Origin of the sequence: Acinetobacter sp. V104_13 (genome assembly GCF_031798995.1) — a bacterium.
GTDB lineage: Bacteria > Pseudomonadota > Gammaproteobacteria > Pseudomonadales > Moraxellaceae > Acinetobacter > Acinetobacter pittii.
Genome location: NZ_JAVQNP010000021.1, coordinates 44,596 through 59,155 on the forward strand (window position 1 = coordinate 44,596; position 14,560 = coordinate 59,155).

A 14,560-nucleotide genomic window follows, 5' to 3' on the forward strand; every position below is an offset into this window, starting at 1 on the left:
ATTAAAACAAATAAAAAAGAGCCTGTTTGTAAGGCTCTTTTTTATTTAAAAATTTAAACTAACTTTTCTTCATGACTATGAGTTAAATGGGTCGCTCTACGATCTTTACCCCAACCTAGCTTTTCAGACAACAAACCGAAGAACACAATAATGCCGAACAGCGCTGTGGTGTAAATCACTTCTTTAAAATAGGTGCCTTCAATCAACATGGTAAGAATTGCACCAATAATTGCAAAGATCACCACATAAGTTAGATAAGGAAACATCCACATTTTAAAGTCGATTTTCACGCCTTCAGCTTCTAACTTTTTACGCATACGAAGCTGAGAATAAGCAATAGTCAGATATACATAGAGTGTGGCTGCACCTGTTGTTAGCATGAAAAAGTCATAAACATTCATACTCTCGGTTGCAGTTAAAATCACGGCAATTACAGAGAAGAAACATGACACAATCACACCCACCCAAGGACTGCTTTTACTGTTTACAGAGCCAAAACTTTTCGGTGCATCACCACGTTTAGCTAAAGAGAACAACATACGTGAACACGTATAAAGTGCTGAGTTAAAACAGCTACATACCGAGGTTAGAACCACAAAGTTTACGATATGGCGCGCGCCAGGAATGCCTAGTGCAGACAGAGTTACGCTATAGGTTCCCCAAGTTGAATCTTTTAAAAGTTCATTGTTGTGGGGAATCAAACATACCGCAACGAACATTGAACCAACGTAGAATAAAATAATTCGCCAAACCACCGAGTTTGATGCTTTACGAATTTCTTTCGATGGGTTTGCCGACTCTGCTGCCGCTACCGTAACAATTTCAGCACCAATATAGGCAAACATGACCCCAAGCAAGGCTGTGATAACGGATGAGCCGCCATTTGGCATAAAGCCTTGAGAGGTTAAATTACTAATACCAGAAGCAGCCGGATTACCCCAAGGCCACAAATGCATGATCGCTAAACTACCAATCACAAGAAAAATAACAATCGCGATGACTTTGATGAGGGCGAACCAAAACTCAAATTCACCATAGTTTTTCACGTTTTGTAAATTAACGACAACCAGTGCACCAATCACTACGACCATATAGACCCAGATCGGTATAAACGGGAACCAATTGTTTAGAATTTTTCCTGCCACATAGGCTTCCCAACCCATGAGCATGGCCAAAGTACACCAGTACAACCAACCAATTGAAAACCCTGCCCAACGGCCAATCGCACGGTCAGCATAAGTTGAAAAAGAGCCACTATCAGGGTTTAAAACGGCCATCTCGCCTAACATACGCATGATGAACCAAACGAGTAGACCACCTAAAGCGTAAGTTAAGAAAACTACAGGTCCAGTATTGTAAATAATACTGCCTGAGCCCACGAATAGAGAACCACCAATAACCCCTGCAATCGAGATCATCGTTAAGTGGCGTGATTTGAGTCCATGTTTTAAACTTTGGGAGTGATTGGCTTCAGAACCATTTTGATGAGCTGCCATATCATTTTCCTTAATATATGGAGGATATCGGCTAGTCTCGGAAATCCTCCGAAGCCAAAAAATATCCCCTAAAAATTTAGCCGTTCTGCTCAATTCCTAAAACAGAAAATTCACTGAGCTTATCCGGCGCTTCCGTATGCATACTTCCAATAGCTTTAATTTGTCGTTTCGGCACTCAAGAAACGAGAGCCATTTATGTAATAAAAGAGAGAGCCAATTGCAAAATTTATACGCAAAATTGGCCCTTTTTGTAGGGGATGCTGGTAAATGGCTTTTAGTTTTTATTTTAATCAGATTGGAATTCTTTAGTTTTGTTCAGAAATTAATAACGCCTTTGTGCCTGTTTCTAATGCTCTAAATATATGTTTTTGGTCAGCTGGATAACAAATATAGTCTCCAACACCAAGCTCAACAGCTTCATCAATTAAGCCTACCAAAGCTTTACCTTCAACCACAATAATATGCTCCACAGAACCAACTGGATGTGGCTCTGAAAGACGGTCTTCGCCTGGCTCAACAATCAATAAATACACATCTCGGCGCGCATGTGGCGGACAAGTCGCCAACAAAATCGCTTTGTAATTGGCAATCTCAGAACTCACTGTTGGCCCATCACCACAACGAATGACTTGTACTTGATTACTCGGCTCTTCCATCAACCGTGCAAATGGAATATTGAGCGCAACACAAAGTGCCCATAAGGTTTCAATGCTAGGGTTACCTTGTCCTGCCTCTAATTGTGACAATGTAGATTTAGCAACACCTGCACGACGAGCAACCTCTGCCAATGAAAGCCCTGCTCTTTGACGTTCACGCGTTAAACCTTTGGCAATAATTTCAATTGGCTGAGACATTCACCACATCCGTTCTATAAAAAAAACGATCGTTCGTTTTGACAAAACGATCAGACTTATTCATTATAATGGAAAATCGTTCGTTATATCATACTATGCCCACATACTCTCTGATTAAAAAACTTAGTAAAGACACTACCCGCTCGATTTTCTTTGTATGTCTAGCGACGAGTGTCGTTGGTATGTCTTTAGGTTCACTCGCTGCAAGTTATGGCTTAGCGCTCTGGATCCCGCTTTGCCTATCCGTGTTTGTGCTCGCAGGAACTGCTGAATTTATTTTTATTGGTTTCTTGGCTGTAGGTGGTAGCCCAATTGCAGCTGCGATTGCAGGACTACTCGTCAATTTAAGACATCTACCTTTTGGTATTGCGGTCAATGAACTAATCCGTGGCAAATATTCTCGATATTTCGGTGCTCATATCATGAACGATGAAAGCGTTTTGTTTGGCATGGCACAGCCCGATTTTGAAACAAAAAAAGCTGCTTACTGGTTATGTGGTATATGCATTATGCTCAGTTGGCCACTGGGTGTCACTGCGGGTTATTTCATTGGAAGTGCTATTCCAGACCCTAAAACATTTGGCTTAGATGCCATTTTCCCCGCGATTTTAATTGCACTTACTTTTAATGCTTTAAAGAATAAAACCACTCGAAAAGCTGCATTTGCCGGATCAACTTTAGCGCTGATCACCACACCTTTTTTGGCCTCAGGACTTCCAATTCTGATTTCACTTTTTGGCTTGATATTTGGTAGAAAGAAATGAGTCAACAATTACTAATTATTTTAGGTATAGGCTTGCTAGCACTTGGAACGTATGGGATTCGTTTCGCTGGTTTTCATTTGGGTGCCAAGTTCTCTTTTTCTGAAAAGTACCAAGTTTTACTCTCAAACGGTGCGACTGTTTTGCTCTGTGCGATTGCAGTGACCACTACATTTTTTGAAGGTCAACATTTTGCGGGTTTCGCGCGTATATTTGGTGTTGGCTTAGCACTGTTCTTGGTTTGGAAAAAAGTACCGCTGTTATTAGTGATTTGCTTGGCAGCTGCCGGCACGGCACTTATACGTTTGCTTGGAATTGAGTAATAAAAAAGGCGAGATAAACTCGCCTTTTTTGAAACTTTGATTAGAACGGTAAATCGTCGTCTAAATCAGCTGGTGCAGAAGCTGGTTGTTGTGGTGCTTTAGGCGCAAAACCACCAGCTTGAGGGTTGCTTCCACCATTACCGAAACCACCTTGGTTACCATAACCACCGCTGTTTTGGCCATAGCCGCCACCTTGGTTGTTATTATTTTGATAACCATTACCACCTTGTTGAGGTGCGTTAAAACGTGGTTGGTTAAAATCATTACCGCCAGCGAAACCTTGTTCACCTTGTTGACGAGCATCTAACATTTGCATCTGGTCGCCACGGATTTCTGTAGTGTAACGCTCTTGGCCATTTTGGTCTGTCCACTGACGTGTACGTAATGAACCTTCAATATAAACCTTAGAACCTTTACGCAAGAACTGCTGAGCAATTTCCCCTAAACGGTTATGCAAAACAATACGGTGCCATTCTGTTTGTTCTTTACGTTCACCGGAATTTTTATCAGTCCAAGCTTCACTTGTCGCGATTGAAAATTGGGTCAACGAGCCCCCATTTGGAAAAGTTTTTGTTTCAGGATCACGACCCAAAGTACCAACCAAAATAACCTTATTTACACCACGCATTAGCTGTCTTCATCCTATACATTTCTATGTTTTACTTTATAAGAGTTATGCTTAAATGGCTACCTCTTTACCGAACAACTGCGTTAAATCACGTCGCGCAGCATCATCTAGAGACTGTTTATCGACTTTAATATAAGCAACTTGCTGGTCAGGCATCACCACAACTTCTTCGATACCACGAATTGCCAATAGCTGTGTGGTCCACTCATTCACCTGTTGCACTTGCGGCAATGGCAACACAATCGATGACAAATACCGCGGCTGAGCTAAACCAAAACTAATTAGCAACCATATTATAGCAATCCCTGCTAAGACACTCCATCCAATCGCAGTATTATGTAACATCAATAATTGACCACCTAGTGTGCCACCAAAAAAAGCGCCTAAAAACTGACTACTGGCATTTACGCCCATAGCCGTTGCTTTTGACTGGATTGGAGCAGATTTTGACAGCCAAGAAGGCAATAAAGCCTCCATCACATTAAATGCAATAAAGAAAATTCCTAAGCCAGCGAGTAATACATATTTTGATTGATAACCAAATATAAGAAGAAGCAAACCTGCAATAATGCCTGTAATTGCTGTTAAGAAAATCCCGCGCATTTTGCGATATTTTTCAGCAATGATGATGCTTGGAAATGCAAAGAACAGGCTAATGACTAACAGCGGTAAATACACCAAACCATGTCTTGCTAAAGGAATATGTGCAAACTCGATGAGCTGTGAAGGCACATAAATAAACATGGCGGTCAGCAATAAATGCAATGCAAAAACCGAAACATGTAAACGGTTTAAATCACCCATTTGAATGACTTGCTTAAGCTGTGCCATGTAGCCTTGCTGATAATTACGATGATGACGAGTGACTTTAGGTACAAGCAATAACATCGCAATCGCAATCAAGCCCATAATGGTCGTGACAAAGAATAAGCCAGAAATACCGACAAGGCTTGTGAGCCAAGGCCCAAGACTAAACGCCACTACGAAAGACAGACCAATACTCATGCCCATCGCGGCCATGGCTTTAGTACGCTGCTCTTCACGTGTCACATCGGCTAAAAGCGCCATCACGACCGCTGAAACTGCACCCGCCCCAGCGATAGCACGGCCAATAATTACGCCATAAATGGTGTCAGATAAACCCGCAATTGCACCACCAATCGCAAACAGTAATAGACCAAAGACCACAAGTGGTTTACGGCTAAAACGATCTGCCAGTAAGCTAAATGGAATTTGTAAAATAGCCTGACTTAAACCATAGACACCCACAGCCAAACCAATGAGTGCTGGAGTCGCATATTGATATGACTGCCCAACTACAGAAAAGACAGGAATAATCATGAACAAGCCCAACATGCGTAGCGCGAAAATACTACTTAAGGCAAAAGTTGAGCGACGTTCCAAAGCATTCATCATATCAATACACGTTATCAAACTAGGTAAATTATAAGCCGATTCGTTTCTAAAAATACGGAACACCTTATTTAAAATAACGATTTGGGCTAAAAAAAATAAAGAGGCATTTAGCCTCTTTATTCTATCGAACTTTACTGAAAATTAGCTTAAGGCGATTGTTGCTCGCGCTTTGAATATTGAATTGAAGCAATAACCGCCCAAACAATAAACGCTACACCAATTAAACCAGTAACAACTTCCGGTACATGTACGCCTGTACCACTTGCAATCATAATGAATGCTAAAGCACCAATTGCATAATGCGCGCCATGTTCTAAGAACACATAGGCATCTAGTGTGCCTTTTTCTACAAGGTAAACTGTCATTGAACGGACAAAAATAGCACCGATTGCAAGACCCAGCATAATCACAACAACGTCGCTAGTAATTGCAAAAGCACCGATCACACCGTCAAAACTGAATGATGCATCTAATACTTCAAGATATAAGAAACCACCTATACCCGCTTTAACTACGCCAGAAGCCGCGCCCGATCCATCTTTCATAATAGCATTGCCATCTTCGTCAATTTCAGGCTCACCACCTAACATATGACTTAATACTTCAACGCCAATATAAACCACAATGCCCCAAATACCAGCCATAGTCACCACAAGGCGCTGCGACTCATCAACATTTGCTGCCATAATTAACATCGCAATTAGAGCAATAAAGACAGACATTGCCGGTACGCTTGCTAAACTAGAAAGTTTAGCTTCAAGCCATCTGAACCAATGGGTTTCTTTTTCTTCATCAAAGAAGAAGTTTAAGAACACCAGTAATAGGAATGTTCCACCAAAAGCCGAAATTTCAGCGTGATGTGCCATTAAACGTTCAGAATAGGTTTTCGGATCATTGAGTGCCAATTTAGCTACTTCAATCATTCCCATATCCGCAGTCACCGCAACAATCGCCACCGGGAAAATTAAACGCATACCAAAAACGGCGATTAAAATACCTACCGTTAAAAAGAGCATTTTCCAGAACGGATCCCAATTACGTAGAACCGATGCATTTACGACAGCATTGTCAAAAGATAAAGAGACCTCCATTACAGCTAAAATGGCTGTAATTGTTAAAGCTTTAAGCATGGTAGACACGCCCGCTTCAGGTCCATGGGTAAAACCCCAATACGCGGATAGTGCTAAACACACCACCGTAAAAAATATCGAAAATCGGAAATGCTTCATGGATCAGACCTATACCAAGAATAAATTTAATCTTTCTTAAAAACCGCCGCTATTATATCGATAATTAACCACAAAACGATGTTGTTTTGTGCCGTTATTCCCTTTACTTTATCTCTCTGTTTAATAAAGAAATTTATAATATTTAATTAACTCATTAATCGTATTAAATATTTTCTTTCGATATATCTATCATTATTATTTTTGTATTTTAAAATTGATTTAAAATCTGGTTCAGCTGTCTTAATTTAAATGGAATGTTTTTATGCTTTTTTCTCAAGAACTTTGGCAACGCAATTTAAATTTATATAGAAAAATTCTCGACCTGCCTTTTAATCAGGAACTTGCTAACGGTACTTTAGATAAAGAAGCTTTTTGTCATTATGTTATTCAAGATGCTCAATATTTAGTGGCCTATGGTCGTGTGCTTGCGGTTGCAGCAGCAAAGGCCTTTGAGGCTGACGATATTATGCAATTTTCAGATGCAGCTAAAATTGCGATTGTGGTGGAGCGTAGTTTGCATGATGACTTCATGAAAAACTTTGGAGTAACCAAAGAAGAATTTAAAAATACACCATTAACTTTGGCAGGCCACCACTACACTTCATTTTTAACAGCAACTGCCTGGTCTGAGAGCTACCCTGTTGTACTTGCTGCGCTTTTACCTTGCTTCTGGATTTATGCCGAAGTTGGCAAAGATATTGTAAATAAATCAATTCCAAATAACCCTTACCAAGCATGGATTGATACCTATGCAGGCGAAGAGTTCCATACCGCTGTTCGCAATGTGATTGCGACGGTAGATAAAGTTGCAGCACGTTGTGATGCCGACACTTTAGAAAAAATGCATGCCGCTTACACCATGGGTGCAAAACTTGAATGGTTATTTTGGGACAGTGCCTACCACCAAAGACAATGGTTAGGTTTAGATCACATTTAAAACTTCAAAAGAATCGGTCAGTGCACTTAATAGCCTGATCGATTTTCAATAAAATGCGAGACAGATATGTATATCGGCGAATTAGCGGCTTTGACTGGTGCCACTCCTAAAGCCATTCGGCATTATGAGAAATTAGGCTTACTGCCAGTCGCAAAAAGAAAAGGCAATTATCGTATTTATGAAGAGATTGATGTTCAATCGGTTAAGATGATTCGCCTTGCACAAGCTGTTGGATTTAGCCTTTCCGAGCTTTATGACCTGTCAGCTTTAAAATATAAAAATAATCGTTTTCCTGTAGAAATTGCGCAGCAGCTTATTCAAAAAAAGAACCAACAAATTATTGAGCAAAAAGAAGCTTTAAGCCGTTTGCAAAAAGATTTAAAACAACTAGAAGATGAGATTATTCAAACTTATATTATCAATGAGATTTTTGCTTAAAACAGTTTATTAAAATCTGAAAATAGCTTTCAAAATGAGTGCTTGACTCTGCCCTTAGGGACAAGGTTTATGGTAATAGCTTCTTTTATTACGGATAAATAAAATGAGCACTCACCTTTCTACATTTAAAAATTCAACAGCATTAATTACAGGCGCATCTTCAGGAATAGGCAAAGCCTATGCTCAAGAACTTGCGTCTTTAGGAATTCATCTCATTTTAACGGCACGCTCCGAACAGAAGCTGAATGATTTAGCCGATGAACTTAGCAAAAAATATAACGTGAATGTTGAGGTGATCGTCTTAGATTTAGCTCAACCCAATTCAGCTCAAAACTTATTTGATGAAGTGCAAGCTAGAAAATTATCGGTAGAGATTTTAATTAATAACGCAGGATTTGGTAAATGGACTAAATTTCTAGATCAATCTGTATCTACCTATCAAGAAATGATCACGCTTAACATCAGCAGTGTAACGTCTTTATGTTATTTATTTTTGCCCCACATGCTTGCGAACAAAAAAGGCATCATGATTAATATTTCATCTACAGGTGCGTTCCAACCTCTGCCTTATATTGCTGTGTATGGGGCAACTAAATCTTATGTATTGCAATTTACTGAGGCTCTTGCAGGAGAATACGGCTCTTCAGGAGTTAAATTTCTGGCGGTTTGTCCGGGCAATACCCAAACCAATTTTACTCAGGTCGCAAATGCCGATACGAGTGGTATGAAAAGCTCTACAGTTGAGGACGTTGTGTCTGCAACGGTTAAAGCATTAGATAAGAATAAAGCAACAGTTGTGGTGGGATGTAGCAACTATTTGACGTCTCAATTGCCCCGAATTCTTTCTCGCCAAAAGATCATTAATTTAGTTGAAGGTATGCTCAAAACCCGTGTTGTTGAGCATTCATAAAAATAGTTCAATTTAAAAGATTAAGGGATTTCTCTTAATCTTTTAATGTTGAAATAGCTGCCAGCCATAAATCAAACCTGCCGCAGCCACAACCCAACATAGCGTTGCCAGTCCTAGACAAGACCACATCGGCATCCGTGTTGCCAGCACATAAACAGCAACTAAATAAATGGCATAGGGAATAAGTGACCATAGACCAAACAGAGCCGTTTTTTGTAATGCTTCGGCTCCTTTCTGCTGAAAAACAATCACATGAGCAATTAAAGCAAAGGTAGGAAAAAGTGGGACTAAACCTGCAATGTAAAAGGCCTTACTTTTCGATAAAATCGAAATAATGAGGACAACCCCAGCCCCCAACATACACTTTAAAAATAACGCCCACATGCGCTGATCCTATCTGGTCATTTCCATTTCAAAACGCTGTATTTTGCGCTTTTTAAAGAAAATTAACAGCGACCAAAGCAATTAAAGCAGGAACTGCTTGAATATAAATAATCTTTTTGCTGGCAGTCAGACCGCCATAAATACCTGCAATCAGTACACAACCTAAAAAGAAATTAGCAATTGATGTTGCAAATGGTGCATCAACTAATAAGGACCAGAATAAACCCGCCGCTAAAAAGCCATTATAAAGACCTTGGTTCTGTGCCATGACTTTGGTGAGTTTTGCTTTTTCGGCATTATTTCCAAAGGCTTTCATGCCATAAGGCTTGTCCCACAAAAACATTTCTAACACTAAAATATAGACATGTAATATTGCGATAAGTGCAATTAAAATTTGTCCGATCATACAATTTTCCTTTTTATTTTAAAGATATGAAAAAAGATCAGTCTCTCGACTGATCTTTTAATGTGTTACGGTTTTAACAACACTTTGCCTTGACGAGCACCTTGCGTTGCTCTTTGAGCAGCAGTTTTAATCTCATCAAAACTAAATACACCTTCTACAGGAAGGATTAATTTTTTCTGAGTCGCTAGTGTTAGCAGCTCAACGATCAGTTCCTTTTTACGAGCTGCTGGCATTTCTTTATTGACCACACTCGCCCAGAAACCTTTTACTGTCGCTTGTTTGAAAATCAAATCGCCCGATGAAATCTGCATGGTTTCGCCAGTCATACTGCCAAACGAAACGAGTAGGCTATTTTCACTGAGTAAATTCAGCATTTCGCCACTTGCGGTTCCTCCAATCGAATCCACACCAGCAATAAGAGGTTGGTCGCCGTGAATCTGTTTAACTTGTTCTTTCCAGTTAGGCTGATCAGTCGCAACAACATGCTGAATACCTAATGCTTGCATCTCTGCAATTGCATCAGTACGACGGACCAGATTAATGACAGGTAAACCACGTGCCTGAGCAATCATGGCAACTGTTTTACCTACTGCACCATTCGCTGTGTTTTGGATTAACCATTGACCCGGTTGAACATTTACAAAGTCCAGTAGCATGAGAGCACTAATTGGCATACCAATCAGTTGTGCTGCTGTTTCATCATCAATTTCATTATTGAGTGGAATAACCCCATGAGCAGGTGCAATAAAGTATTCAGCCCAACTGCCATGCACAGCTGCCACTGCAATACGCTGCCCTACCTGTACATGAGAAACGCCTTCACCCAATGCATCTACAACACCAACCGCTTCACTACCACCAATCGCAGGTAAGGTTGGCTTGTAGCCATAGCTTCCACGTACTGTCCATACATCATGATTATGAATTGGAGACATGATGGTTTTAATACGCACTTCGCCTGCTTTTGGTTCTGGCTTTGGCATATCCGCCTGCTCTAAAACGTCTACAGGTTCGCCAAAATTACGATGGATAATACTTCGCATTCTTTATTCCTCTATCGGTTTTATGAGTTGTTGGGTCGTTTCTAAGGCTAAATGTAGATGTGCTTTGTCTTGCGACAATTTTGTGAGTAAAGCAGCACCTAACCATAACTGATACATGACTTGCGCAGTTTTTAAAGGCTCAATATGTTTTGGAATTGATCCTTCTTGTTGCCCTTCTTTGAGTAGCAAAGCCAAACGTTGCGTTAGTTTGTGCACACCGTCATTGAGAATTTGACGCATGTCTTCTGACAAGTCAGAAACCTCTGCCGCCAACTTCACAATCAGACAGTTTTCAGCCCAACTACCGTTTACGGGATCATCAATCCATGCCTGCCATAAGGCCATTAAACGAGCATGGGCACTTTGCTCACTGCGTTGCCAAAGTTGTTCCATACGAACTTTATAATCAGCCATGTATTGCTCTAACAGCGCACAACCAAATGCTTCTTTTGAAGCAAAGTAGTGATAGAACGAACCTTTGGGTACGTCACAAGCTTTTAAGATCTCTTGCAAACCAACACCGACAAAACCTTTACGTAGTACCAGCTCAAAACTGGTATCTAGAATGTGTTGTCGTGTGGTTTCACTTTTATTTAATCGTTTCATACACACATCATAAACAACTATTAGACCAGTCGTCTAGTAAAGTTATGTTGCTGGTTAAAATTTGCTTAGAGTAGAAATCTGAAGTAAGGAATGTTAAAAATACAATCTGCTTATTTAAACAAATTTTGTCGATTGTCGTTTAACCGTCACAATTTGTCGCTTTAAATCATTTTGTACCACTTGAACAATTTTAAATCGTTATCATATATAAGGTCTGTTGTTTACCACTAGTCACACCTCTCTGCGACTGAGCAATCAACACCTAAATTTTCATCAATACATAATTGAGATGTTTTATGAGCCAAAGTCATATCCGTATTCGAGGTGCACGTACCCATAATTTAAAAAATGTGTCTCTCGATATTCCACGCGACAAATTTGTGGTAATTACGGGGTTATCAGGTTCAGGAAAATCTTCTCTTGCCTTCGATACCCTGTACGCCGAAGGACAACGCCGTTACGTCGAATCACTTTCAGCGTATGCCCGTCAGTTTTTATCGCAAATGGAAAAGCCTGAAGTCGACTCGATTGAAGGTTTATCACCAGCGATTGCCATTGAGCAAAAATCTACCAGTCATAACCCACGTTCAACGGTTGGTACGATTACCGAAATTTATGACTATTTGCGTTTGCTTTATGCACGTGTCGGTACACCCTATTGCCCAGAACATGATTTGCCGATGGTCGCGCAAACTGTTTCTGAAATGGTCGATGCGGTAAAAACGCTTGAAGAAGGCACAGCACTTATGTTGCTTGCCCCAGTGGTTCGTGAACGTAAAGGTGAATACAGTAACTTGTTCGAGCAGCTACAAGGTCAAGGTTTTGTTCGTGCCCGTGTGGATGGTGAAATCATTGATATTGATACACCACCAGAACTCGACAAAAAGAAAAAACATACCATTGAAGTCGTTGTTGACCGCTTCAAAGTACGTGAAGACTTAGGTAACCGTATTGCAGAATCATTTGAAACCGCACTACGTTTAGGTGGCGATATTGCAGTTTTATCATGGATGAATGGTGAACATCCTGATCGCGTTTTTTCTGCAAAGCACTCATGTCCCGAATGTGATCGCGCTGTCGCAGAGCTTGAGCCACGTTTGTTTTCATTTAACAACCCGTTCGGTGCCTGCCCTGTTTGTGATGGTTTAGGTACACGCAGTCATTTTAGTTCTGAAAAGCTCATTCCAAATCCTGACCTTGCAATTAGTGAAGGGGCTATTCGTGGATGGGATCGTCAGCGTCCATATTATTATTCGATGCTGCAAAAAGTTGCCGATCATTTTGGTTTAAAACTTGATACGCCTTGGAATCAGCTAGATAAAGATACTCAAAAGAAATTCTTACAAGGTACGGGCAAAGAAAAAGTTGATTTAAGCTATATCGACGAACGTGGCCGCAAACACACTCGCGTGCAACCATTTGAAGGAATTTTGCCGCACCTTGAACGTCGTTACCGTGAAACTGAAAGTAACTATGTACGTGATGATTTAGCTCAGTACCTTTCTAATGCAGCGTGTGATGCATGTGATGGTTCACGTCTTAATGAAATTTCACGTCATGTTCGTGTGAAAGACAAAACCATTGCTGACATTACCCGCATGTCGATTGGTGATGCTGAAAGCTACTATCAAGGCTTAAACCTTGAAGGTGCTAAAGGCGAAATCGCAGATAAAATCTTTAAAGAGATTCGAGAGCGTTTACATTTCTTGGTGAGTGTTGGACTGAATTATTTAAGTCTGGCTCGCTCTGCAGAAACCTTATCTGGTGGTGAAGCGCAGCGTATCCGTCTAGCTTCGCAGATTGGTGCAGGTTTAATGGGCGTCATGTATGTGCTCGATGAACCTTCAATTGGTCTACATCAACGCGATAATGATCGTTTATTGCAAACGCTCATTCGCTTACGTGATTTAGGTAACACGGTATTAGTCGTTGAACACGATGAAGATGCAATCCGTGCTGCTGACCATATTATTGATATCGGTCCAGGTGCCGGTGTACACGGCGGTGTAATTATTGCTGAAGGTACTTATGATGAGTTGGCTAAACATGCCGACTCACTTACAGGACAGTATCTTTCTGGCAAACTCAAAATTGAAGTGCCAAAAAAGCGTACTGAATCACCACGTCCAGATGAAGTCATCAAACTTTCAGGTGCAGCAGGTCATAATTTAAAAAATGTCGATTTAACGATTCCGCTCGGCATTATGACTTGTGTGACTGGCGTTTCAGGTTCAGGTAAGTCAACGCTGATTAACCGTACTTTGCTTCCATTGGCTGCAACACAGCTCAATGGTGCAACTACATTAACGGCTGAAAAATTTGACTCAATTGATGGACTTCAACATCTAGATAAAGTTGTTGATATTGACCAAAGCCCGATTGGCCGTACACCCCGTTCTAACCCAGCGACTTATACAGGGTTATTTACGCCAATCCGTGAGTTATTTGCTCAAACCCCAGAAGCGAAAGCGCGTGGTTATAGTGCGGGTCGTTTCTCGTTTAACGTAAAAGGCGGACGCTGTGAAGCCTGTGAAGGTGACGGCATGATTAAAGTCGCAATGCACTTCTTACCAGACATGTATGTTCCATGCGATGCATGTCATGGCAAACGTTATAACCGTGAAACGCTTGAAGTCGGCTATAAAGGCAAAAACATTTCTGATGTTCTAGAAATGACTGTCGAAGATGCTGCTGAATTCTTTAGCGCCATTCCAGTCATCCACCGCCGCTTAGAAACCTTAACTCAGGTGGGCTTAGGATATATTCGTTTAGGTCAAGCCGCTACGACCTTATCTGGTGGTGAAGCGCAACGTGTAAAACTTGCACGTGAGTTAGCAAAACGGGATACGGGTAAAACTTTATATATCTTGGATGAACCAACAACAGGTCTACATTTCCATGATATTGCCAAGTTACTCGACATTTTGCATGAGCTACGTAACAAGGGTAATACCATTGTGGTGATTGAACATAACCTTGATGTGATTAAAACAGCAGACTGGGTTGTGGACTTAGGCCCTGAAGGTGGTTCGGGCGGTGGTATGATCATTGCCGAAGGCACACCTGAACAAGTGGCTGAGGTTGAGATTTCCCACACAGGTCGTTTCTTAAAACCGATGTTGAAATAAT

At 40.8% G+C, this 14,560-nt stretch carries 15 protein-coding genes; 6 read left to right on the top strand and 9 right to left on the bottom strand.

The window, feature by feature from the left end:
* Positions 1 to 53 precede the first annotated feature (53 nt).
* Together RMB06_RS06175 and RMB06_RS06180 are read right to left on the bottom strand one after the other, a co-directional pair.
* Positions 54 to 1,496, bottom strand: coding sequence for an amino acid permease (locus tag RMB06_RS06175; protein WP_069141301.1), 1,443 nt, complete (start codon positions 1,494 to 1,496; stop codon positions 54 to 56).
* Positions 1,497 to 1,801: 305 nt separating this feature from the next.
* Positions 1,802 to 2,350, bottom strand: a complete 549-nt coding sequence (locus RMB06_RS06180) for a helix-turn-helix domain-containing protein (RefSeq protein ID WP_002117406.1) — start codon at positions 2,348 to 2,350, stop codon at positions 1,802 to 1,804.
* A 68-nt stretch (positions 2,351 to 2,418) separates the two neighbouring features.
* Here RMB06_RS06180 and RMB06_RS06185 point away from each other — a divergent pair, with 68 nt between their 5' ends.
* A complete protein-coding gene (locus tag RMB06_RS06185) occupies positions 2,419 to 3,114 on the top strand; it encodes an AzlC family ABC transporter permease (RefSeq protein ID WP_068929807.1) in 696 nt (231 codons plus the stop codon).
* Positions 3,111 to 3,434, top strand: coding sequence for an AzlD domain-containing protein (locus RMB06_RS06190; RefSeq protein WP_002117414.1), 324 nt, complete (start codon positions 3,111 to 3,113; stop codon positions 3,432 to 3,434). The genes RMB06_RS06185 and RMB06_RS06190 overlap by 4 nt, the downstream gene beginning before the upstream one ends.
* 40 nt (positions 3,435 to 3,474) lie before the next feature.
* Here the strand turns inward: RMB06_RS06190 and ssb are convergent, their stop codons facing one another.
* The 3 genes from ssb to RMB06_RS06205 all read right to left on the bottom strand — a co-directional run bounded on the left by ssb (position 3,475) and on the right by RMB06_RS06205 (position 6,707).
* Positions 3,475 to 4,062 (bottom strand): single-stranded DNA-binding protein, encoded by a 588-nt coding sequence (gene ssb, locus RMB06_RS06195; protein WP_284086106.1) that lies wholly within the window; start codon positions 4,060 to 4,062, stop codon positions 3,475 to 3,477.
* Positions 4,063 to 4,113: 51 nt separating this feature from the next.
* The gene (locus RMB06_RS06200) at positions 4,114 to 5,478 is read right to left on the bottom strand and encodes an MFS transporter (protein WP_311078804.1); all 1,365 of its coding nucleotides are present in this window, start codon (positions 5,476 to 5,478) and stop codon (positions 4,114 to 4,116) included.
* Positions 5,479 to 5,624: 146 nt separating this feature from the next.
* Positions 5,625 to 6,707, bottom strand: a complete 1,083-nt coding sequence (locus RMB06_RS06205) for a DUF475 domain-containing protein (RefSeq protein WP_005066886.1) — start codon at positions 6,705 to 6,707, stop codon at positions 5,625 to 5,627.
* A 262-nt stretch (positions 6,708 to 6,969) separates the two neighbouring features.
* Between RMB06_RS06205 and tenA the strand changes: the two genes are divergently transcribed.
* The 3 genes from tenA to RMB06_RS06220 all read left to right on the top strand — a co-directional run bounded on the left by tenA (position 6,970) and on the right by RMB06_RS06220 (position 8,992).
* Entirely contained in the window at positions 6,970 to 7,644 is a 675-nt protein-coding gene (gene tenA / locus RMB06_RS06210; protein ID WP_311078807.1) for a thiaminase II, read from the top strand.
* Positions 7,645 to 7,710: 66 nt separating this feature from the next.
* The gene (locus tag RMB06_RS06215; RefSeq protein WP_044099798.1) at positions 7,711 to 8,082 is read left to right on the top strand and encodes a MerR family transcriptional regulator; all 372 of its coding nucleotides are present in this window, start codon (positions 7,711 to 7,713) and stop codon (positions 8,080 to 8,082) included.
* A 103-nt stretch (positions 8,083 to 8,185) separates the two neighbouring features.
* The gene (locus tag RMB06_RS06220; RefSeq protein WP_311078809.1) at positions 8,186 to 8,992 is read left to right on the top strand and encodes an SDR family oxidoreductase; all 807 of its coding nucleotides are present in this window, start codon (positions 8,186 to 8,188) and stop codon (positions 8,990 to 8,992) included.
* Positions 8,993 to 9,034: 42 nt separating this feature from the next.
* Here the strand turns inward: RMB06_RS06220 and RMB06_RS06225 are convergent, their stop codons facing one another.
* From RMB06_RS06225 to RMB06_RS06240, 4 genes are all read right to left on the bottom strand, one after another.
* Positions 9,035 to 9,376: a GlpM family protein gene (locus tag RMB06_RS06225; protein ID WP_311078811.1), complete on the bottom strand. Its 342-nt coding sequence runs from the start codon at positions 9,374 to 9,376 to the stop codon at positions 9,035 to 9,037.
* Positions 9,377 to 9,428: 52 nt separating this feature from the next.
* Positions 9,429 to 9,782: a DUF1304 domain-containing protein gene (locus tag RMB06_RS06230; protein WP_005066877.1), complete on the bottom strand. Its 354-nt coding sequence runs from the start codon at positions 9,780 to 9,782 to the stop codon at positions 9,429 to 9,431.
* A 65-nt stretch (positions 9,783 to 9,847) separates the two neighbouring features.
* On the bottom strand, positions 9,848 to 10,825 hold the full coding sequence (locus RMB06_RS06235) for a zinc-binding dehydrogenase (protein WP_311078813.1): 978 nt from the start codon (positions 10,823 to 10,825) through the stop codon (positions 9,848 to 9,850).
* Between the two features lie 3 nt (positions 10,826 to 10,828).
* Positions 10,829 to 11,431, bottom strand: a complete 603-nt coding sequence (locus RMB06_RS06240) for a TetR/AcrR family transcriptional regulator (RefSeq protein WP_005804456.1) — start codon at positions 11,429 to 11,431, stop codon at positions 10,829 to 10,831.
* 296 nt (positions 11,432 to 11,727) lie between these two features.
* Here RMB06_RS06240 and uvrA point away from each other — a divergent pair, with 296 nt between their 5' ends.
* Positions 11,728 to 14,559, top strand: a complete 2,832-nt coding sequence (gene uvrA, locus RMB06_RS06245) for an excinuclease ABC subunit UvrA (RefSeq protein WP_032057175.1) — start codon at positions 11,728 to 11,730, stop codon at positions 14,557 to 14,559.
* The last annotated feature ends 1 nt before the right edge of the window (position 14,560 follow it).

Coding starts and splice junctions, on each gene's coding strand:
- RMB06_RS06235 (WP_311078813.1), bottom strand. CDS start 10,825: ATGCGAAGTATTATCCATCGTAATTTTGGCGAACCTGTAGACGTTTTA.
- RMB06_RS06220 (WP_311078809.1), top strand. CDS start 8,186: ATGAGCACTCACCTTTCTACATTTAAAAATTCAACAGCATTAATTACA.
- RMB06_RS06205 (WP_005066886.1), bottom strand. CDS start 6,707: ATGAAGCATTTCCGATTTTCGATATTTTTTACGGTGGTGTGTTTAGCA.
- RMB06_RS06200 (WP_311078804.1), bottom strand. CDS start 5,478: ATGATGAATGCTTTGGAACGTCGCTCAACTTTTGCCTTAAGTAGTATT.
- uvrA (WP_032057175.1), top strand. CDS start 11,728: ATGAGCCAAAGTCATATCCGTATTCGAGGTGCACGTACCCATAATTTA.
- tenA (WP_311078807.1), top strand. CDS start 6,970: ATGCTTTTTTCTCAAGAACTTTGGCAACGCAATTTAAATTTATATAGA.
- RMB06_RS06230 (WP_005066877.1), bottom strand. CDS start 9,782: ATGATCGGACAAATTTTAATTGCACTTATCGCAATATTACATGTCTAT.
- RMB06_RS06180 (WP_002117406.1), bottom strand. CDS start 2,350: ATGTCTCAGCCAATTGAAATTATTGCCAAAGGTTTAACGCGTGAACGT.
- RMB06_RS06175 (WP_069141301.1), bottom strand. CDS start 1,496: ATGGCAGCTCATCAAAATGGTTCTGAAGCCAATCACTCCCAAAGTTTA.
- ssb (WP_284086106.1), bottom strand. CDS start 4,062: ATGCGTGGTGTAAATAAGGTTATTTTGGTTGGTACTTTGGGTCGTGAT.
- RMB06_RS06240 (WP_005804456.1), bottom strand. CDS start 11,431: ATGAAACGATTAAATAAAAGTGAAACCACACGACAACACATTCTAGAT.
- RMB06_RS06215 (WP_044099798.1), top strand. CDS start 7,711: ATGTATATCGGCGAATTAGCGGCTTTGACTGGTGCCACTCCTAAAGCC.
- RMB06_RS06190 (WP_002117414.1), top strand. CDS start 3,111: ATGAGTCAACAATTACTAATTATTTTAGGTATAGGCTTGCTAGCACTT.
- RMB06_RS06185 (WP_068929807.1), top strand. CDS start 2,419: ATGGAAAATCGTTCGTTATATCATACTATGCCCACATACTCTCTGATT.
- RMB06_RS06225 (WP_311078811.1), bottom strand. CDS start 9,376: ATGTGGGCGTTATTTTTAAAGTGTATGTTGGGGGCTGGGGTTGTCCTC.